The sequence below is a fragment of the Rhodoferax sp. XS2R6 genome, from assembly GCF_056521365.1.
On the sequence record NZ_JBWMAY010000002.1, the window covers coordinates 368,031 to 387,126 of the forward strand.

General features: G+C 64.5%; 14 protein-coding genes. 5 read left to right on the forward strand and 9 right to left on the reverse strand.

Annotated elements, in window-relative coordinates; all coding sequences use genetic code 11:
• Nucleotides 1-172: 172 nt before the first annotated feature.
• Together AC097A_RS08240 and AC097A_RS08245 are read right to left on the reverse strand one after the other, a co-directional pair.
• On the reverse strand, nucleotides 173-2,008 hold the full coding sequence (locus AC097A_RS08240) for a gamma-glutamyltransferase family protein (RefSeq protein ID WP_479620466.1): 1,836 nt from the start codon (nucleotides 2,006-2,008) through the stop codon (nucleotides 173-175).
• Between the two features lie 71 nt (nucleotides 2,009-2,079).
• Nucleotides 2,080-2,658: a peroxidase-related enzyme gene (locus AC097A_RS08245; protein WP_479620467.1), complete on the reverse strand. Its 579-nt coding sequence runs from the start codon at nucleotides 2,656-2,658 to the stop codon at nucleotides 2,080-2,082.
• A 266-nt stretch (nucleotides 2,659-2,924) separates the two neighbouring features.
• Between AC097A_RS08245 and AC097A_RS08250 the strand changes: the two genes are divergently transcribed.
• On the forward strand, nucleotides 2,925-3,332 hold the full coding sequence (locus AC097A_RS08250; protein ID WP_479620468.1) for a carboxymuconolactone decarboxylase family protein: 408 nt from the start codon (nucleotides 2,925-2,927) through the stop codon (nucleotides 3,330-3,332).
• A gap of 33 nt (nucleotides 3,333-3,365) precedes the next feature.
• On the opposite strand, the gene AC097A_RS08255 is transcribed toward AC097A_RS08250, so the two are convergent.
• The 3 genes from AC097A_RS08255 to AC097A_RS08265 all read right to left on the reverse strand — a co-directional run bounded on the left by AC097A_RS08255 (nucleotide 3,366) and on the right by AC097A_RS08265 (nucleotide 6,500).
• On the reverse strand, nucleotides 3,366-5,069 hold the full coding sequence (locus AC097A_RS08255; protein ID WP_479620469.1) for a flotillin family protein: 1,704 nt from the start codon (nucleotides 5,067-5,069) through the stop codon (nucleotides 3,366-3,368).
• Between the two features lie 38 nt (nucleotides 5,070-5,107).
• Complete coding sequence (locus AC097A_RS08260) at nucleotides 5,108-5,719, reverse strand: OB-fold-containig protein (protein ID WP_161499890.1); 612 nt, start codon at nucleotides 5,717-5,719, stop codon at nucleotides 5,108-5,110.
• 157 nt (nucleotides 5,720-5,876) lie between these two features.
• The gene (locus AC097A_RS08265; RefSeq protein WP_479620470.1) at nucleotides 5,877-6,500 is read right to left on the reverse strand and encodes a LysE family translocator; all 624 of its coding nucleotides are present in this window, start codon (nucleotides 6,498-6,500) and stop codon (nucleotides 5,877-5,879) included.
• Nucleotides 6,501-6,696: 196 nt separating this feature from the next.
• On the opposite strand from AC097A_RS08265, the gene AC097A_RS08270 reads away from it, so the two are divergent.
• Genes AC097A_RS08270 through AC097A_RS08285 form a run of 4 tightly spaced genes read left to right on the forward strand, consistent with a single transcriptional unit; the run spans nucleotide 6,697 to nucleotide 14,115 of the window.
• The gene (locus AC097A_RS08270; RefSeq protein WP_315495703.1) at nucleotides 6,697-7,203 is read left to right on the forward strand and encodes a putative pterin-binding protein; all 507 of its coding nucleotides are present in this window, start codon (nucleotides 6,697-6,699) and stop codon (nucleotides 7,201-7,203) included.
• A 30-nt stretch (nucleotides 7,204-7,233) separates the two neighbouring features.
• Nucleotides 7,234-11,397 carry a PAS domain-containing hybrid sensor histidine kinase/response regulator gene (locus tag AC097A_RS08275; protein ID WP_479620471.1) on the forward strand — a complete coding sequence of 1,388 codons (4,164 nt, stop codon included), beginning with the start codon at nucleotides 7,234-7,236 and terminating at the stop codon, nucleotides 11,395-11,397.
• A 16-nt stretch (nucleotides 11,398-11,413) separates the two neighbouring features.
• Complete coding sequence (locus tag AC097A_RS08280; RefSeq protein WP_479620472.1) at nucleotides 11,414-12,574, forward strand: response regulator; 1,161 nt, start codon at nucleotides 11,414-11,416, stop codon at nucleotides 12,572-12,574.
• On the forward strand, nucleotides 12,571-14,115 hold the full coding sequence (locus AC097A_RS08285) for an ATP-binding response regulator (RefSeq protein ID WP_479620473.1): 1,545 nt from the start codon (nucleotides 12,571-12,573) through the stop codon (nucleotides 14,113-14,115). Before AC097A_RS08280 ends, AC097A_RS08285 begins: the two co-directional genes overlap by 4 nt.
• A 19-nt stretch (nucleotides 14,116-14,134) precedes the next feature.
• Here AC097A_RS08285 and AC097A_RS08290 read toward each other — a convergent pair whose 3' ends face one another.
• The 4 genes from AC097A_RS08290 to AC097A_RS08305 all read right to left on the reverse strand — a co-directional run bounded on the left by AC097A_RS08290 (nucleotide 14,135) and on the right by AC097A_RS08305 (nucleotide 19,093).
• On the reverse strand, nucleotides 14,135-15,769 hold the full coding sequence (locus AC097A_RS08290) for a methyl-accepting chemotaxis protein (RefSeq protein WP_479620474.1): 1,635 nt from the start codon (nucleotides 15,767-15,769) through the stop codon (nucleotides 14,135-14,137).
• Entirely contained in the window at nucleotides 15,766-17,085 is a 1,320-nt protein-coding gene (locus AC097A_RS08295; RefSeq protein WP_479620475.1) for an ABC transporter substrate-binding protein, read from the reverse strand. The genes AC097A_RS08290 and AC097A_RS08295 overlap by 4 nt, the downstream gene beginning before the upstream one ends.
• Nucleotides 17,086-17,263: 178 nt before the next feature.
• Nucleotides 17,264-18,184, reverse strand: a complete 921-nt coding sequence (locus tag AC097A_RS08300) for a lyase family protein (RefSeq protein ID WP_479620476.1) — start codon at nucleotides 18,182-18,184, stop codon at nucleotides 17,264-17,266.
• 6 nt (nucleotides 18,185-18,190) lie between these two features.
• Nucleotides 18,191-19,093: a sugar phosphate isomerase/epimerase family protein gene (locus AC097A_RS08305; protein ID WP_479620477.1), complete on the reverse strand. Its 903-nt coding sequence runs from the start codon at nucleotides 19,091-19,093 to the stop codon at nucleotides 18,191-18,193.
• Between the last annotated feature and the right edge of the window lie 3 nt (nucleotides 19,094-19,096).

The window sequence follows — 19,096 nt, forward strand, 5'->3', positions numbered from 1 at the left end:
GTGGCCCCCACGCTCCGCCGCTACGCGGGTCGCTGCCCCCCAAGGGGGCTAATTCCGCTTGGCGGCCCGGCGCGGAATTGCAGACCAGGTTTTAGTTTTGCTATGGTTTATATAGCTGCTAGCGCATATTCCACATGGGCTAGTTGCCAATTTGGCATATAAATGCCCCCGCTCAATCCCCGAGCACTACCCCCTCGCGCCGCGGGTCCGCGCCGCCGAAATAGCCCCCCGGCGTGCGCTGGATGGCCTGCAGACCGCTGGGCATGGGGATTTCGACCACCGTGTGGCCCCGCGCCTTCAGGGCGCTGAGGGTGGTGGCGTCAAAGCGCTTGTCCTCCAGCAGTGTGGGGCCGTTCAGCGAGGCGAAGTTGGGCAGGTCGATCGCCTGTTGGGTGTTCAGACCCCAGTGCAACACACCGTACAGCGTTTTGGCGGTGAAGTGGATGATGAGCGCGCCGCCCGGGCTGCCCCCGCTCATCACCAGTTGACCCGTGGCCTTGTCAAACACCAGCGTGGGCGACATGCTGGAGCGCGGGCGCTTGCCGGGCTCTACGCGGTTGGCAATGGGCAGGCCGTCTGTACCGGTGGGCAGAAAGCTGAAATCGGTGAGCTGGTTGTTCAGCAAGAAACCGCCCCCCAGACCCACACCGCGGTTCACCATCTGGCGCGAACCCCAAGCGTCTTCGATGGTGGTGGTCATGGCCAGTGCATTGCCATAGGCGTCTACCACCGAGATATGCGAGGTGCCGTACTCCAGCTGCTGGGGCATGGGCGCATAGGCCAGAGGTGCTGCAGCCGGGTTGCCGGGCAGGGCCGTTTGCATGCTTTGGCCGGCGGGGCTGGCGTCGATGGCCTTGGCACGGCGGGCCAGGTAGGCGGGGGCCAGCAGGCTGTGCCAGTTGCCCGCAGGTGCCTGCACAAAGGCCGGGTCGGCCACAAACTGCGCGCGGTCGGCAAAGGCCAGGCGGGAGGCTTCGGTGTAGAGGTGCAACCAGTCGGCGCTGGGCAGGCCTTGCGCCAGGGGCAGGCGGTCGGCCGGGGTGCTGTCCAGCAACTTGAGGATCTGGCCGATGGCGATGGCGCCCGAGCTGGGGGGCGGCATGCCGCAGATGCGGTAGTCCCGCGCCGTGGCCTTGACGGCGTAGTCAAAACACAGCGGCTCGCGCACCAGCGGCTGGTAGCGGGCCAGGTCTTGGGTGGTGAGTGTGCCGGGGTTGCTGGGGTGGTCCTGCACCTTGCGGGCGATGGCATGCGCCACCTCGCCTTGCAGCAAAGCCGTCGGCCCTTCATTGGCAATGCGCTGCAACACCGCCGCCAGCTCCGGGTTGCGCAGCACATGGCCGGCGGGCCAGGGTTTGCCGGTGGCGTCGTAGAAGTAGGCGGCAGCCACCGGGTCTTTTTGGAGGTGCGGCTCGCTGGCCAGCAGCGTAGCCATGCGCGGGCTGATGGCAAAGCCCTGTGTGGCCAGCGTGATGGCCGGTGCGAACAGCTGGACCCAGGGCAGGCGCCCGTGCTGCTGGTGGGCCCGGGCCAGCATGGCCACGGCACCGGGCACGCCAACAGAACGACCGCCGACCACGGCCTCTGCAAATTTGAGCGGCTGGCCGCTGTCGTCCAGAAACAGCCGCGGCATGGCGCCGGCTGGGGCGGTCTCGCGGCCGTCGAAGGCCTGGGTGGTCTTGCCATCAAAGTGCAGCAAAAAGGCGCCACCGCCAATGCCGCTGCTTTGCGGCTCCACCAGGGCCAGCACCATTTGCACCGCAATCGCCGCGTCCACCGCACTGCCGCCTGCGCGCAGCACCTGCCGGCCGGCATCGGTGGCCAGTGGGTTGGCCGCGGCCACGGCATCGCGGCGGGTGGCCCAGCCGGGCTTGGCGGTGTTGCCAGTTGCGCCTTCGGGTTGCGCGGGCACTTCGTAGCGCCAGGCCCGGGGGGCGCTGGCGCAGCCCGCCAGCGTGGCGGCCAGCAGCGCTGCGCTGACCAAGGTGCGGAGTGGGTGGTGGAACATGGCGATTTTTAAGAGAAATTGGCCTCTAGCCTTTATTCCATATGCGCAAGCAGCTATTAAATAGATAGCGCCTACTTGGCCTTGGGCACGCGGCCCAGCAGGTAAAACTCGGGGTTGGGCATCATGCTGGTCACATTGGCCATGCGGTTACTCAGGCCAAAGAAGGCCGTGATACCGGCAATGTCCCAGATGTCCTCGTCGTCAAAACCGTGGGCGTGCAGCGCTTCAAAGTCGGCGTCTTCCACGGTGTGGCTCTCGGTGCAGACTTGCATCGCAAAGTCCAGCATGGCGCGCTGGCGGGGTGTGATGTCGGCCTTGCGGTAGTTCACCGCCACCTGGTCGGCCACCAGCGGTTTTTTCTCATAGATGCGCAAGATGGCACCGTGGGCCACCACGCAGTACAGGCAGTGGTTGGCTGCGCTGGTGGTCGTGATGATCATCTCGCGCTCGCCCTTGCTCAGGCTGCTGCCTTCGCGCAGCATCAGCGCGTCGTGGTAGGCAAAGAAGGCGCGCCACTCGGCCGGGCGGAGGGCAAAGGCCAGGAACACATTGGGCACAAAGCCGGACTTTTCTTGTACCTCCAAAATCTTGGTGCGGATGTCTTCCGGCAGCGTGTTGAGGTCGGGCAGGGGGTAGCGGGGGGTGGCCATGGGAGTCTCCTGTTTTTATAAAAGCTATTGCTGCAATGGCTTTAATTGAATGTACACATGCAGTGCAGCTGCCTACCATTCATCCTACTGCGAACCCCCTCGCGCAACCGGAGTACCCACCATGGCACAGATTCAGAAAACCCTTGGCTTGGCTATTTGGGGCAGTGGCCTGATCGCCACCCTGGCCAACTTGGCGCAGTGGCACGGCGGCTGATGCCGCGGCTACCATCACGGGCATTGCCACCTTTGCCCTGATGGAGCCCTCCATGCCCCTGGACCCTGACTGTTTGCCCCACTCCACCCAGCCCGAAGCCTTTGACAAAGGCCTGGCCATGCGCACCCAGGTGATGGGTGAGACCTTTGTGGAGGCCGCCTTTGCCAATGCCACGCCGTTCACCGCGCCCATCCAGGAGCACATCACGCGGGCTGCCTGGGGCGATGTGTGGCAGCGCCCGGGGCTCGACTTGAAAACCCGCAGCCTGATCACCGTGGCCATGCTGACCGCGCTGGGCAAACAAAATGAACTGAAGGGCCATGTGCGCGGCGCGTTGAACAACGGCGCCACAGCGGCAGAGATTCAAGAGGTGCTCTTGCACGCCGCGGTGTACTGCGGCGTGCCCACATCGGTGGAGGCGTTTCGCACCGCCAACGAGGTGGTGGGCGGGCAAGTCTGAGGCCCGCCCGGCTGGGGCTTGGTGCCCCTGCCTTCAACTGGCGCTGGGTTCCGCCGTTGCCTCTTGGGCCACGAACGAAGAGGTGAGGGCGCCCGCCAGCAGTTGCGACATGTCGCCCCCGCTCTTCAGGCCCACTTCTCCCAACAGCGCGTCTACCACCGGGGCATTGGTGCGGTAACGCAGGGCACTGGCCACCACCTGGTCGCTCAGGCCGCCGCCAGATGTGCCGCCCTGTGCATCGTTGGCCGAGTTGCTGCTGCTGCTGCTGGCGCCCGACAAGCCGCCCACTTCGGCAATGCGAATCGAGTCGATATTGAGCAGCGGCTTCACGCTTTGCTCCACGATGGCCGGCAAGGCTGCCAGCACCGCCAGTCTCACCTGCAGGGCAATCTGTTCGGCCGATAGTTCGTTTTGCGCCTGATTTTTCTTCACCAGAGCTTCGGCGGTGGCGTTGCCCTCGGCAATCGTGCCCTCGGCGCGCAGCACCGAGGCGTCACGCTCGCCCTGGGCGTCCATGCGTGCGGCTTCGGCCTTGTGGGTGGCGGCTTCTTTTTCGGCCTCGGCAGCCACCACCAGGCTGATGGCAGATTCTTTGGCCTTCTCCTCGGCGCGCACCACAGTCACTTGCTTGTTGCGGTTGGCCACTTCCACCTGCCGGGCGGTTTCCACGGCTTCTTCGGCGGCCACGGCCTTGGCCCTTGCCTCGTCGGCCAATGCTTTGGCGGCGGCTTCGTCCTTGGACTTGTTGGCTACCAAAATGTTTTGCTCTTGGCCACGCATGGTCACGGCGGCCTTGGCCTGCACATTGGCTTCTTCGGTGACGCGGTTGGCTTCGATGCGGTTGGTCTGGATCTCGCGGTCGGCCGCAATCTTGGCAGACTCGGCGTCCTTGCGGGCCGACGCTTCGGTGGCTGCAATGGCCGATTGCTGGTTGGCGGTCAGTGTGGCAATGTCCTGCTCGGTGTTCAGGCGCACCTCTTCGGTTTGTTTGCGCAGGGACTGTTGCAGGCGCGTGGCCTCCAGGTTTTTGGTCTCAATCGCGACCGCGGTGTCCTGCTCAATGTCGTTCACATTTTTGCGGCGTGCTTCGGTCTCGCGGGTCAGCACCAGCAGGCCTTCTGCGTCAAAGGCATTGGACGGGTCGAAGAATTGCTTCTGGGTCTGGTTCAGGGCGGTGAGGGACACGCTCTCCAGCTCCAGGCCGTTTTTGGCAATGTCTTCGGCTACCACCTGCTGCACCTGCTGCACAAATTGGGCGCGTTGGGCGTTCAGGTCGTACATGGGCATCTTCACGGCCACAGCGCGCAGCGCGTCCACAAACTTGGCTTCCACCTGGGCCTTGAGTTCGGGTGGGGCCATGGTCAGGCGGCCCAGGGTTTGGGCGGCGTTGGCGACCGACTCTTCGTCAGCCTTCACCCGCACATAAAACTCCACCTTCACGTCCACGCGCAGGCGGTCGGCGGTGATCAGGGATTCGCGGCCCTGCTTGTCCACCTCCAGGCGCAGCGTGCGCATATTGACTTCCACAATCTCGTGGATGCCGGGGATGACAAAAGCACCGCCGTTGAGCACCACCTTCTGGCTGCCCGCGCCGGTGCGCACAAAGGCCTTTTCTTTGCTGGAGAGGGTGTAGAACTTCAGGCCGATAAAGCCCAGCGTGGCGATGATCAGCACGGCGCCCAAAATGGTGCCAACGATGCTGATGAGGGGGCTCAAGGTGCCCAAAATCTCGTTCATGTCTCAGTCCTCTTTCTTGGTAGTGAATGGTGGCGTGTTTATTTGCTGACCCGGTACAGCGCGATGGAAACGCGCTCGGCCACGGTGAGTACCTCGCCCGCGGTGTAGGTCACGTCGGGCAGGGTGGGCTCCACCATCAGGGTGTGGGTGGCACCGTAGCGGTCGATAAAACTGGCGGCACCGGCGTAACCCTGGCTGGCCTGGGGGCTGTTCAGGGTGACACGCTGGCCAATAAAGCTGGCGGGCGATACCGCCGCGCTGTGCACCAGCTTGAGTCCGGACAGCGCCTTGGCCATGGTGCGCACGGCAGCCAAGGCCCCCAGCAGCGACAGGCCCACCACCAGCCAGGTAGGCAGGGGCAGGCTGAAGGCGTGGGTCATCACGCCCTGCAGCAGCAGGCCGCAGATGCCAAAACTGGCCAGCAGGCTGCAGATGACGATGAGCATGGGCAGCTCCTTGACCAGCAGCCAGTTGGTGAAACTGGAGTCCGGCAGGGACTGGGTTTCGATCAGCGAATCCAGAATGTCCGACAAGCCGGAGCCAGCCAGGGCCGTGAGCGTTACCTCCAGGGTCAGGATCACGATAACGGCCAGCAAGGCGCCGGTGAAGGGCGCGTAGGCGGGGGAGATGAGCAGTGCAAGGCTGTCCATGGGGTTCCTGGGGTAAAGCGAAGGGCGTAAGGCGCACCGATTCTGTCGTGCTTTGCAAAAAGCACCATCCCCCAAACGGGTGATTTGAACGAAATATGGCCCTGGACCTTGTGGAATATGCGCGAGCAGCTCCTGTTTTAGGAGCAAATTGTGTTGTTTATCCGCGCGCTTCGCGGGCGGTGGCGGCCAGCAAGCCCACCCCCATGGTGCCCAGCAGCAGCCCGGCCACGCGGTTGGCGCTGGTCTTGCCACGGGCATAGGCCTGGCGCACACGCTGGCGGGAGAACAGGTAGGCCAGCAGCGTGTGCCACAGCAGGGCGTTGCCCACGATCATCACCACCGCCGCGGCCTGCAGGGTGTGGCTGGGTGCGTGGGGAAACGACGCAGCAAACACACTGCCAAAAAACAGCGCCGACTTGGGGTTGGTGATGTTGGTCAGAAAGCCACGGCGAAACGCCGACCAGCCCGACATGCTGGCGCCTGCGCCACCCAGCTCGGGGCCGCTGGCCCGCCACAGGCGGCTGGCCACCCACAACAAATACACGCCGCCCACCACCTGCAGCCCCAGGCGCAGGCTGGGGAAGGCGCTGAACACCGCATTCACCCCCAACACCGCCGACACCGACCAGATGGCCGCGCCCACGGTGATGCCCAGGGCCGCACGCAGGGCGTTGGCGCTGTGGTCGCTGGCGGCCAGTTGGGACACCAGCAGCACGTTGGCGCCAGGGCTCATCATGGCCGCAACGTGGAGGACCCAAATGGTGGCAAGGGTGGTGAACATGGCGCTCCTGCAAAAGGGATGCTGCGCCACCGTAGCGCAGCGGCATCACTCTACACCGGGACTGGGGACATTGCGGCCTGAACCGGGTCGCATGTGATATACATGCGCATGCCCTTCGCCATTGCACGCCAGTCACGTGCAGCACCCGCGAATCGGCTACCAGGGGAACCCAATGAAATCTGTCAAGAGCACAACTATGGCCGCAGTTTCTTCCACCACCGCCTTGCTGTTGGGCGCCTGTCTTGCACTGGCGCCTGCTGCCTGGGCGCTGGACAAACCCACCGATCCGGTGGTGCTCACCATCTCCGGGAATGTCAGCGTCACCAATGCGGGCAAGACGGCCGTCTTCAGCATGGAGATGCTGGCCAAGCTGCCGCAGCGCAAGGTGGTCACCAAGTCGCCCTGGTACCCGGCCGGTGCCGAGTTCACCGGGCCGCTGCTGCGCGATGTGCTGGCCGCCGCCGGTGCCAAGGGCAGCAAGATCGTGGCGGTGGCCCTGAACGACTACAAGACCGACATTCCGTTTGACGATGCCACCCAGCACGACGTGATTCTGGCCAGGTTGATGAACGGCAAGCCCATGCCGGTGCGCGAAAAAGGCCCTTTGTTTGTGGTCTACCCGCTGGACGCCAAGCCCGAGCTGCAGTCGCAGGTCTACTACAACCGCTCGGCCTGGCAGCTGGCGCGGCTCATCGTGCAGTAAGGCGCTTCACCATACACGGGAGTGCGGCCGATGAAGCGCAGCAAACTGCTGATGGCGCTGATCGTTGCAGGCCTGGCGGGGCTGTACCTCGCCATTGGCGTGGTGCAGTTCCGCCAGCACGACAGCCTCAAGCGCGTCATGCTCAAGAGCGACCGCGAGGCGCTCTGGACCTTCTTCCAGCTGGAGAGCGAGTACCTGCGCTTCAGCAACGCGCTGAACCAGCGCGTCCTGTCCTCCCAAAGCATCACCATGGAGCAGCTGCAGCTGCGCTACGACATCTTTGTCAGCCGCACCAGTGCGCTGGACCGCACCGATATGCGCGGCCTGATCAACGACCAGGAGGTCTACAAAGAGGCGCTGGCCTCGCTCAAAGACTTCATGGCGCTGGCGGACCGCACCTTTGGCAACGCCGATGCCCGCCGCCAGCCCGACCCTGCGGGCCTGCAGGAGCTGAAAGACCTGCTTGACGCCCTGAAGGACCCGATCCGCGACCTGACTGTGGAGGCCGGGCAATCCTCGGCGCTCACAGTGGATGCGCGTACCGCCGAGGTCAAATCGCAGCTCACCACCAATGCAGCCCTGACCGTGTTTTTGTGCGGGCTGACCCTGCTGTTTGCCATAGCCACGTTGCGCCAGAGCCGCCAGCGTATTGCCGCGCAGGCCGAGTCCATGCGCAGCCAGATGGAGCTGGCCGGTGCCGCTGCCCGGCTGGAAAAAGACGCCGCCCTGCGTGCAGCGGAAGACCAGTTGCGCGAAATTACCGAGGCCTTGCCACTGGCCATTTTTCGGGCCCACCGCGACACGGCGGGTCGTCTGAACTTTACCTACTTCAGCCACCAAATCGAGGCGCTGTGGGGCGTGCTCCCGCAGGCCATCGTGGCCGACAGCGTCGCGTTTTTCAGCCGCGTGCACGTAGAGGACAGCCGCCAGCTGCAAGCCTTTGGGGCGGCCGCCTCGCAAACGCTGGAGCCCTGCAACCTGGACATGCGGGTGGGCGACCCGGGTGGCACACCGCACTGGGTCAACCTGGCGGCCACGCCCAAGCTGGAGGCCGATGGCAGCACCCTGTGGACCGGCTTTGTGCGCAGCATTGACGAGCTGAAGCAGCGCGACGAGCAGCGCAAGGCCATGGAGGCCCACCTGGCCGCCCAGGCCAGCTTCCAGAGCGCGCTGGTGGACACCATTCCCTATCCCGTCTTCTACAAGGGGGCCGACGCCCGCTTTCTGGGCGTGAACCGGGCCTATGAGCGTGTGTTTGGTGTGCAGCGCGCCGATCTGCTGGGTAAGCGCGTGCTGGACCTGGAATACCTGCCGCCCGAAGACCGCCAGGCTTACCAGGCTGAGGACGAGGCCATCATCGCCACCACCGGCCACGCCCAGCGCGAGATGGTGATGCCGTTTGCCGACGGGCGCGCGCACGAAACGCTGTACTTTGTCTCCGGCTTTGCGGGGGCCGATGGCGCGCCTGCCGGGCTGGTGGGCACCTTTGTGGACGTGGCCGAGCAGAAGGCTGCCGAGCGCGCCATTGCCGAGGCCGCGCAGGAGCAGCGCGTGATTTTCGAGGCCGTGAGCCTGGGCGTGCTGCTGACCGTGGACCGCAAGATCAAGCGTTTTAACCGGGCCATCGAGACCATGTTTGGCTATGGCCCGGAGGTACTGCGCGGGCAGTCGACCGAGCTGCTGTACGCCAGCCCCGAGGCCTATGCGCAGGCCGGTGACGAGGCCTATGCCGTGATCTCCCAGGGAGCGCTGTACACCGGACAGCAGCATTACCAGCGCGAGGATGGCAGCCTGTTCTGGGCCAGTGTGCATGGCCGTGCGCTGGACATGGAACACCCCGAATGGGGCACAGTTTGGGTGCTGGAAGACATCACGGCCGCCCGCGAGGCTGCTGAAGAGCTGCAGCGCGCCAAGGATGCCGCCGATGCGGCCAGCCAGGCCAAGGGCGACTTTTTGGCCAATATGAGCCACGAGATCCGCACGCCCATGAACGCCATCATTGGCATGTCCCACCTGGCCCTGAAAACCGAACTCACTCCACGCCAGCACGACTACGTGAGCAAGATCCAGCAGTCCGGCCAGCACCTGCTGGGCATCATCAATGACATCCTGGACTTCTCCAAGGTCGAGGCCGGCAAGCTGTCGATGGAGAGCATCCCGTTCGAGCTCGACAAGGTGCTGCAGAACGTGGCCACGGTGATTGTGGACAAGGCCAGTGCCAAGGGGTTGGAGCTGATTTGTGATGTTTCGCCCGAGGTGCCGCAAAGCCTGATTGGTGACCCGCTGCGCCTGGGGCAGGTGCTCATCAACTACGCCAACAACGCCATCAAGTTCACCGAAAAAGGCGAGATCAGCATTGCGGTGCGCCTCAAGGAGGGCTCGGACAATGAGGCGCTGCTGCGCTTTGAGGTGCGCGACACCGGCATTGGCCTCACGCAGGAGCAGATGGACCGGCTGTTCCAGAGCTTCCAGCAGGCCGATACCTCCACCACCCGCAAATACGGTGGCACTGGCCTGGGCCTGGCCATTAGCAAGAGTTTGGCCGAGCTGATGGGCGGCGCCGTGGGCGTGGAGAGCGAACATGGCAAGGGCTCCACCTTCTGGTTTACCGCGCGCCTGGGGCTGGGCGAGGCGCAAGCGCAGCTGCACCTGTCCCGCCACGATATCCAGAGCCGCCGCGTGCTGGTGGTGGACGACAGCGAACGCGCCGCCGCAGTGCTGGCCCACCTGCTCAGTTCGATTGGTTTTACCGTGGAATCCGCCTACTCCGGGCGCGAGGCCATCGACAAGGTGCGCCAGGCTGCAGCACGCGGCCAGGGCTTTGACATCCTCATGCTGGACTGGCAGATGCCTGACATGGACGGCATTGAAACCGCGCAGCGCATCCGGGCCCTGGGCTTGAGCCCTGCGCCACACCCCATCATGGTGACCGCGTATGGCCGTGAAGAAGTGATCAAGAGTGCGCAGGAGGCGGGCATTGACGATGTGCTGATCAAGCCGGTCAATGCCTCGGTGCTGTTTGACACCATGCTGCGCGTGCTGGGCCATGCCGATGCGCAGGACAGCGTGCCCTATGCGGCGCGCTCGACCACGGCGCTGGGTCTGCTAGCCCCGTTGCGTGGTGCGCGGGTGTTGGTGGTGGAGGACAACGACCTGAACCAGCAGATTGCCCAAGAGCTGTTGAGCGATGCCGGTTTTGTGGTGGACGTGGCCGACAACGGCCGCATTGCCGTGGACAAGGTGGTGGCTGCCATGGCGGCCCAGACCCCGTACGACATTGTGCTGATGGACATGCAGATGCCGGTGATGGATGGGGTGAGTGCGACCGAAGAGATCCGCCAGGATGCACGCCACGCCGAGTTGCCCATTGTGGCCATGACGGCCAACGCCATGCAGGTGGACCGGGACCGCTGCCTGGCCGCAGGCATGAACGACTTTGTCACCAAACCGATTGACCCCGATGCGCTATGGCAGGCGCTGGCACGCTGGATTCGCCCGCGGGCTGGTCTGGGCCAGGCGTCTGTTTTGGTGGGGGCCGCAGGTCAGCCGCTGGAGGCCGTTTTGCCAGCGCCATTTGCCAGTGGCAGCGAAACCATTCCGCGCGACATTGCGGGCCTGGACACCCAACTGGGCCTGCGCCGAGTGATGGGCAAGGAGGCGCTGTACCTGAGCCTGCTGCGCAAGTTTGTGGCTGGCAACCAGGCTGGCCTGGAGCCGCTGGTCCAGGCGCTGGAGGCGGGCGACCGCGCCACCGCCGAGCGCATGGCCCACACCCTCAAGGGCGTGGCGGGCAACATTGGTGCTAGCGACCTGCAGGCCGCCATGGCCAAAGTGGAGCGCGCGCTGCACGACCAAGAACCCGCCGCGCAGGTGCAGGATTTGATGGACAAGCCCCGCAGCCTGCTGACCCAGTTGCTGGCCGATTTGGGGGCTGCCTTGCCGCCTGACGTTGCGGTGCCGGACAGCACTGCGGTGGACCCGGAGCAACTGGCGGCGGCCAGCCAGCAATTGGCGGCTTTGCTGGCCGACGACGACTCGGAGGCTGCCGACGTGCTACGGCAACACGCGGCGCTGCTGCGTGCGGCGTGGGGGCCGGGCTTTCGCGCGGTGGAAGCGGCGGTGGATGCTTTCGATTTTGAAGCGGCCCTGCAGGCCTTGAATGCGGCGGTGGCGCAGGCTGCCATGGACACATGAACCAGGACCCCAGGCTATGAACTCACTCGACTTCACCGAAAAATCCACCGTGCTGGTGGTGGACGACACGCCCGAGAACCTGAGCCTGATGTCGGCCCTGCTCAAGGACCATTACAAGGTCAAGGTGGCCAACCATGGCGACAAGGGCCTGAAGATCGCCATGTCGGACAACCCGCCGGATCTGATTTTGCTGGACATCATGATGCCGGATATCGACGGCTACGAGGTCTGCCGCCGCCTCAAGGCGCACGCGACCACGCGCGACATTCCAGTGATTTTTTTGACCGCCAAATCGGAAACCGAGGACGAGAAAAAAGGCTTGGAGTTGGGCGCGGTGGACTACATCACCAAACCCATCAGTCCGTCCATCGTGCTGGCGCGTGTGGCCACCCAGCTCTCGCTCAAGGCCAGTGCCGATTTTTTGCGCGACAAGAACGATTTTCTGGAGCAAGAGGTAGCCAAGCGCACGCAGGAGGTGATGGCCATCCAGGAGGTCACCATCCTGGCCATGGCCTCCTTGGCCGAGACGCGCGATTCCGACACCGGCAACCACATCCGGCGCACCCAGTACTACGTCCAAGCGCTGGCTGAGGCGCTCAAACAGCACCCGCGCTTCACCAGCTTCCTGACGCCCTACAACATCCAGATGTTGTTCCGCTCGGCGCCCCTGCATGACATTGGCAAGGTGGGCATTCCGGACTGCATCCTGCTCAAGCCCGGCCGCTTCACGCCCGAAGAGTTCGAGATCATGAAAACCCACACCACCCTGGGCCGCGATGCGATTGCGCATGCCGAAGACGCGCTGGGCACCAAGGTGGAGTTTTTGAGCATGGCCAAGGACATTGCGCTGTACCACCAGGAAAAATGGGATGGCACGGGTTACCCGGAAGGACTGAGCGGCAACGCCATTCCGATCTCGGCACGGCTCATGGCCCTGGCCGATGTGTATGACGCGCTGATCAGCCGCCGTGTCTATAAAGAGGGCATGTCGCACGCGCAGGCGGTGGACATCATCGTGCAGGGCCGGGCAAGCCACTTTGACCCCGACATCGTGGACGGCTTTTTGGAGATCCAGGAAGAGTTTCGCGCCATTGCCGAGCGTTATGCCGACTCCGACACCGACCTGGAGAAGAAGGCCCAGTACCTCAGCACTGCAGGCGTCGGGGGTGCGACGTGAGCGCCCTGGCCTTTTTGGTGGTGGACGATTTTGAGTCCATGCGCAAGGTCACCAGCAACCAGCTCATGAGCCTGGGCCATAGCAAAATATTCACCGCCAAGGATGGCGTGCAGGCGCTCAAGGTCTTGCAAACCGAGGCGATTGACGTGGTGATCTCGGACTGGAACATGCCGGTGATGCACGGGCTGGATCTGCTCAAGGCCATTCGCAGCGATGCCAAGCTGCGCCTCTTGCCCTTCATCATGATCACGGCCGAGGTGGAGCGCACCCGTATCCAGGAGGCGATTGGCTGTGGGGTGAGCAATATTCTGGTCAAGCCCTATTCGGCGGCCAACCTGGAGTCGCGCATTGCGCGGGCCTTGCAGCCCGCACCCGCCTTGCAGCTGGGCGGCGACGGGGACGATGCGCAGGCTGCGGCCCCCGCCGCACCAGCCAGCGCAGCCGTGGCGCCACGCCCCACCATCCTGGTGGTGGACGACACGCCCGACAACCTGCACCTGCTCTCCGCCTTGTTCAAGGACGACTACAAGGTGCGTGTGGCCTCCAACGGCGAGAAGGCCTTGGCCATCTGCCATTCCGACACACCGCCGGATCTGGTGCTGCTGGACATCATGATGCCGGGCATGGACGGGTTTGAGGTGGCGCAGCGCATGCGCGAGCACCCCAGCTCCGAACACATTCCGGTGATTTTTGTCACCGCCATGACCGACAACGATGCGCGCCTCAAGGGCCTCTCGATGGGTGCGGTGGACTTTGTCACCAAACCGGTAGACCCCGATGTGCTCAAGCCCCGTGTGCGCAACTTTTTGCGTTACGTGGAACTGCACAAACAGCTGCAGGCGGACTACGACTCCATGCAGGAGGCCGCGCGCCTGCGCGAGGACGTGGAGCACATCACGCGGCACGACCTCAAGGGTTCGCTGGCCGGTGTGCTGGGCCTGGTGCAATCGCTGGCGCAGGACAGCCGGCTCAGCCCCGACCAGACCGCACAGCTGCGGTTGACGGAGCAAACCACGTTGCAAGTGCTGGACATGATCAACCTCTCGTCCGAGCTCTACAAGATCGAGACCGGGCGCTTCACGCTGCAGGCCCAGCCGGTAAAGCTGGCCGAGGTGTTGAGCCGCCTGGTGGAAATTGCCAACAGCACCTACGCGGGCAAGCCGGTGGTGGTGGAGCTGCAGTCCGACAGCGCACCCGAGCAGGCCCCGCCGCAGGCGCTGGGGGATGCGATGCTGTGTTATTCGCTGTTCCAGAACCTCATTAAAAACGCCTGCGAGGCGTCGCCGGCGCAGGGCCGGGTGCTGGTGGCGCTGAAGGGCAGCGATCCGCTGCAGGTGCTGATCCACAACCAGGGCGCGGTGCCGGCCGACATCCAGGAGCGGTTTTTCCACAAGTTTGTGACCCACGGCAAGCCCGGTGGAACCGGTCTGGGCACCTACTCGGCCAAGCTGCTGGCCACGGCCCAGGGTGGCGATGTGGCGCTGGACGTGTCCGACCCACAGGGCACCTCCATCACCGTCACGCTGCCCCGCGTTTTATAGTGTTTTAGGCCTGTAGCCCTTATGGAGTATGCGCAAGCAGCTCCTGATTTTGTAGCGTTTCCTCCCCGGTCTGGAATACCGAAACCACCCCCACCAGCGCACTGGCCTGGGCTTTGAGGCTGCTGGCTGCGGCTGCCATTTCTTCCACCAGCGCGGCGTTTTGTTGCGTCACCTGGTCCATTTCGCCCACGGCTTCCCCAATCTGTGAAACGCCGGCGCTTTGGTCCGCGCTGGCGGTACTGATCTCACCCACGATATCGCTTACCTTGCGGATGGCGTTCACCACCTCGGCCATGGTGCTGCCCGCACGGTCCACCAGCGCCGTGCCTTGCTCCACGCGTTGCACGCTGGTGCTGATGAGTTGTTTGATCTCTTTGGCCGCCTCGGCACTGCGGCCCGCCAGACTGCGCACCTCGGATGCCACCACCGCAAAACCACGGCCCTGTTCTCCCGCACGGGCGGCTTCCACCGCTGCGTTCAGCGCCAGGATGTTGGTCTGGAATGCAATCCCGTCAATCACCTGGATGATGTCCTCGATCTTGCGGCTGGCCTCATTGATGCCCTTCATGGTCTGCACCACCTGGCCCACCACGTCACCCCCTTGCACGGCCACGGCGGAGGCCTCCAGCGCCAGCTGGTTGGCGTGGCCCGCGCTCAGCGCGTTTTGCCGCACTTTGGCGTTCAGGTCTTCCATGCTGGCGGCGGTTTCTTCCAGTGCGCCGGCCTGGTGTTCGGTGCGGCTGCTCAGGTCGTGGTTGCCCTGGGCAATTTCGGCGCTAGCGGTGGCCACGCCGTCTGCCCCGTCTCGCACCGCGTGCACGATGCGCGTGAGCGAGGCCTGCATACGCGCCATGGCGGCCACCACGCTGCGCGTGTCGCCGCTGCGTACCGCAATCGGGGTGGCCAGGTTGGCATCGGCAATGCTGCGCGCCAGCTGCGCCACATAGGCCGGCTGCCCGCCCAACTGGCGCAACAGGCGCCGCGTGATGAACACGGCCAGTACCATGGACAGCAGCACCGACATGGCCGACACCGCGGCCAGCATCAGGTTGGCCCGCTGCACCGAGCTGCGGCCAGCCGCCTTGGCCGTTTCAGCCTCGGCCACATGGGCCGCCCAAAGTTTTTGTACGGCGTCGTAAGCGCCCTGGTAGGCCAGCTGGCTGGGTCCGGTGAAATAGTCGCTGGCCTCCACCGCGCGTTCGGACTCAGCGCCTGCGGCCGAGTTGGACATTTGCAGGAAGGTGCTGCGCGAGGCATTGAATTGGGCCAGCGCATCGGTCAGTGTTTTGACTTCGGCCGCCTGGTCTTGGGCACCCCCGGTGGCGGTGTAACGCTGCAGGGCCGTGTCCAGCGCTTTTGCGGCAGTTTTGATGGCGGTTTCTTCCCGGTCCTTGGCGGGCATGGTCAGCGCCGCCAGGTGGCTCAGCTCGGCGGTGCGCACCAGCTGCAGCCGGTCGTTCACTTCGCTGAGTGCGGTGAGCGTGGGCAGGGTCTGGTCCACCAGTGACTGCAAGTCCTGGTTGATGGCCGCAATACGGCTCCAGCCAGTCAGCGCCAGCAGCAGTACGAGGGCGACGACGGCGGCAAAGGCGGCGCCCAGTTGGCGCCCGATGGTCCAGACGGTGTGGCTTGGCATGGCGGTGTTACTGGTCATGGGTAGTAGCCGGCCAGGCGCATCAGCTGGTCGGTTTTGGCCTGCGCCTTTTGCAGCGCTTGGTCCACGGTTTGTTTGCCCGCCAGCGCATCGCGGATCTCGGCGCCGGTGATCTCGCCAATGTCCTGAAACTCGGGGATGGCCACAAACTGCACGCCCACATAGGGAGCTTTGCCCTCGGTGGCATCGCGCGGGTTGGCGGTCACCATGGCAATCGCCTCGGTCATGGCAAAACGCGCGGCCTTGGTGAACTCGGGGCGCTGGTAGGTGGACAGGCGGGTGCCGGAGGGCATGGCCGCCCAGCCGTTGGTTTGGGCCACCAGGCGCAGGTAGGGCTCGGACGTAGCCCACTGCACAAAACGCTGGGCCGCATCGGCATTTTTGCTGCTGGCCGGTATGGCCAGGGCCCAGGACCAGAGCCAACCCGCGCCCTTGGGGGTAACCGCAGTGGGGGCCAGCGAGAACCCGGTCACGCTGGCCACCTTGCTGAACTTGGGGTCGATCAGTGCACCACCGGCGCTGGTGGCGTCCACCCAGATGCCACATTTGCCCTGGGCAAACAGGTCCAGGTTTTCGTTGAAGCTGTTGGCCACCGCGTTGGGCGGGCCGTACTGGGTGAGCAGCTTCACGTAAAACGACACCGCATCCTTCCACGGCTTGGTGTGGATCTGCGGACGCCAGGCCATGTCAAACCACTGGCCCCCAAAGGTGTTGACCATGGTGCCCAGCAAAGCCATGTTGTCGCCCCAGCCGGCACGCCCGCGCAGGCAGATGCCGTAGACGCCGGCGGCGGGGTTGTGGATCTTGGCCGCAGCCGCGGCAATCTGTTCCCAGGTAGGGCGGTTGTGGATGCTGAGCCCGGCCTTGTCAAACAGGTCGGTGCGGTACATGGTCATCGAACCTTCGCCGTAGAAGGGCGCGGCATACAGGCGTTTGTTGTACGAGAGGCCGTCGCGCACCGTGGGGATCAGGTCCTTGACGTTGTAGGCGTCGGTGGGCGTGATCTCGCGCAGCCAGCCCTTGGCGGCCCAGATCGGTGTTTCGTACATGCCAATGGTGACCACATCAAACTGGCCGCCCTTGTGGGTGACGTCCGCACTCACGCGCTGGCGCAGGTCGGCCTCTTCCATGGTGGTCCACTTCAGGCGGATGTCGGGGTTGGCCTTTTCGAAATGCACACTGAGCTTTTGCATCTCGATCATCTGCCGGTTGTTCACCGTGGCCACGGTGATATCGGTGGCCAGGCAATTTGCCCCCCACGCACCCAGGCACAGCACAGCCACGTGCAGCCGATTCCAACAACGTTTTGTTTTCATAACCCATACGATCCAGTGACACACTGGAGCGGAGGTTAGGGCCCGGTACTGTCTTGCGCCAATACCCAGCTTGCGCTGGTTTGTACCGTGCCTTCAATATCGGCTAGGGCTTTCCCTAGCGGTGCAGGCGAGCGCCAAAAAAGTACTGGTGCGCTGCCGATTGCGTATGGGCCTTACCTTATGGCGCGTTGGCCCAGTGCCTCGCATCGTGCTGCAGCGACTGGCACAGCGCGTTGGCACTGGCGTGGGCTGAGATGAGCAGCTGCGCCCAGTCGGCCTGCTCGGCCTGCCAGACACCCAGGCCGCGCTCAAAGGCCTCGGGCATGGAAGCCAGCAGGCTGGCGACCCGCTGCGGTGCACGTTTGGCCATGGCCAGGGCGACCAGGCAGCCCGCAGGCACCTGCTCGGGCCCGGCATCACGGGCCATACCCTTGGCCAGCGTGCCCAAGCTGCCAATCAGCAAGCCCACATCGCAGCCCAGCGCCACCCAGGCATCACGCTGGGTGTGCCAGGGTGCGGCAGGCACGGCCAACCCCAGCTGCTGGGCCACCAGGCGCACCACCTCGGCGCCGTGGTCTGGCGTTTGGGCCAGCGTGCCGCTGAGTTGGACGGTCAGGGCGTCGGTGGCGCTGTGCGCCAGCCGCTGCAGTCCGCGCAGCAGGGGGGCTGCGGCATCGGGGGCACCCAGGGTCTGCAGGCGCTGGGCGCAGCGCTGCACATCGGTGCGCAGCCGCTCCAGCACATCGCGGGTGATGAGCACGGTGGCCGTGTCCACCAGGTCCTGCTTGGTGCAGGCAAAGTGCACATAGGGCACCGCGTCGGGGTTGAACAGGCCCACGGTTTCCTTGAGGCTTTTGACCAGCGGAATCGCCAGGCTGCCCGCGCGCCCGCTGTCGCGCACGATCTTGGGCGCATCAAACAAATCGACCTTGCAGGTGCCGACGATGGAGACTGCGGCCGAGGCCGGAATCACGCCGCACTGCGCTTGTGCCTGTGCCAGCGCAGCCTCCACACGCAGCATGGCGGCTACAAAGCGCTGGGCACCAAAGGCATCCAGCACCTCGGGTGGGTGCAAGAAATCGTCGAACACACTGCTCATGGCATCTCAGCGCACGGCTTGTTTCAGGCGCAGCTGGTTGGGCAGAGGCACCGAGCGGCGCAGCACGTCTTCACCCAGCCACAGGGCTGCGCGGCGCGCGCGTGCGGCCACGGTTTCCAGCGGCATTTGCTGGTAGTCGTCGTTGAATACCTCAAAGCTGTAGTCGCCGCGGTAGCCCAGCTGGTGCAGCTTGAGCACGAGTTCGGCCAGCGCTTCGCTGTGCACGCCTTCGCCGGGGAACACGCGGAAGGTGCGCGCCGTGGTAATGCGCTCCTCCACGGTCTTGATTTCGTTCCACATGAAGTCGGCCAGCTGCACCAGGAAGATTTTGCTGGGGTCCAGAATCTCCAGCTCGTCCAGCGGGGTCTTGGTAGCAAACAGGTGGAAGGAGTCAAAGCCCAGGCCCAGGTTGGGCATGTCGGCCTGCATGATGAGGTCCCAGGCTTGTGGAAACTCGTTGATGGTGCGGCCCCAGGACAGTGCCTCGAAGGCGATCTTGATGTTCATGGGAATGGCCAGCATGGCCAGCTTGCGCAGGTCCTTGACCAAAGCGTCGCTGTCGCCCGTGGCGTGGGTCGAGGTGCTGGAGCAGGCCAGCATGACGCGGCAGTCCAGCGCCGCGCACATCTCCATCATGCTCTTGGCAATGTCCACCTTGTACTCGTGCAGGTGGCCCGACAGGCCTTCAAAGTCGCGCAATACCTGGAAGCCGGTGACGCGCAGGCCGCTGTCTTTCACTTCTTGCACCGCGGCCTGCCAGCCATCGGGGTGGCCGACCAGGTCGCGGGCCAGCAGCATCACCTGCGTGAAGCCAGCGGCTTTCATGGCGGAGAGTTTGGCCTTGAGCGGACCGGCCAGCGAGATGGTATCCATCCCGAAGTCGTCAAATTTGCCTTCGAATTGGCTCATGGC

Excerpts from the sequence above, each read along its gene's own strand:
- AC097A_RS08275 (WP_479620471.1), top strand. The coding sequence starts at position 7,234 with ATGAAGCGCAGCAAACTGCTGATGGCGCTGATCGTTGCAGGCCTGGCG.
- AC097A_RS08265 (WP_479620470.1), bottom strand. The coding sequence starts at position 6,500 with ATGTTCACCACCCTTGCCACCATTTGGGTCCTCCACGTTGCGGCCATG.
- AC097A_RS08305 (WP_479620477.1), bottom strand. The coding sequence starts at position 19,093 with ATGAGCCAATTCGAAGGCAAATTTGACGACTTCGGGATGGATACCATC.
- AC097A_RS08280 (WP_479620472.1), top strand. The coding sequence starts at position 11,414 with ATGAACTCACTCGACTTCACCGAAAAATCCACCGTGCTGGTGGTGGAC.
- AC097A_RS08290 (WP_479620474.1), bottom strand. The coding sequence starts at position 15,769 with ATGACCAGTAACACCGCCATGCCAAGCCACACCGTCTGGACCATCGGG.
- AC097A_RS08250 (WP_479620468.1), top strand. The coding sequence starts at position 2,925 with ATGCCCCTGGACCCTGACTGTTTGCCCCACTCCACCCAGCCCGAAGCC.
- AC097A_RS08300 (WP_479620476.1), bottom strand. The coding sequence starts at position 18,184 with ATGAGCAGTGTGTTCGACGATTTCTTGCACCCACCCGAGGTGCTGGAT.
- AC097A_RS08245 (WP_479620467.1), bottom strand. The coding sequence starts at position 2,658 with ATGGCCACCCCCCGCTACCCCCTGCCCGACCTCAACACGCTGCCGGAA.
- AC097A_RS08240 (WP_479620466.1), bottom strand. The coding sequence starts at position 2,008 with ATGTTCCACCACCCACTCCGCACCTTGGTCAGCGCAGCGCTGCTGGCC.
- AC097A_RS08260 (WP_161499890.1), bottom strand. The coding sequence starts at position 5,719 with ATGGACAGCCTTGCACTGCTCATCTCCCCCGCCTACGCGCCCTTCACC.
- AC097A_RS08255 (WP_479620469.1), bottom strand. The coding sequence starts at position 5,069 with ATGAACGAGATTTTGGGCACCTTGAGCCCCCTCATCAGCATCGTTGGC.
- AC097A_RS08270 (WP_315495703.1), top strand. The coding sequence starts at position 6,697 with ATGGCCGCAGTTTCTTCCACCACCGCCTTGCTGTTGGGCGCCTGTCTT.
- AC097A_RS08295 (WP_479620475.1), bottom strand. The coding sequence starts at position 17,085 with ATGAAAACAAAACGTTGTTGGAATCGGCTGCACGTGGCTGTGCTGTGC.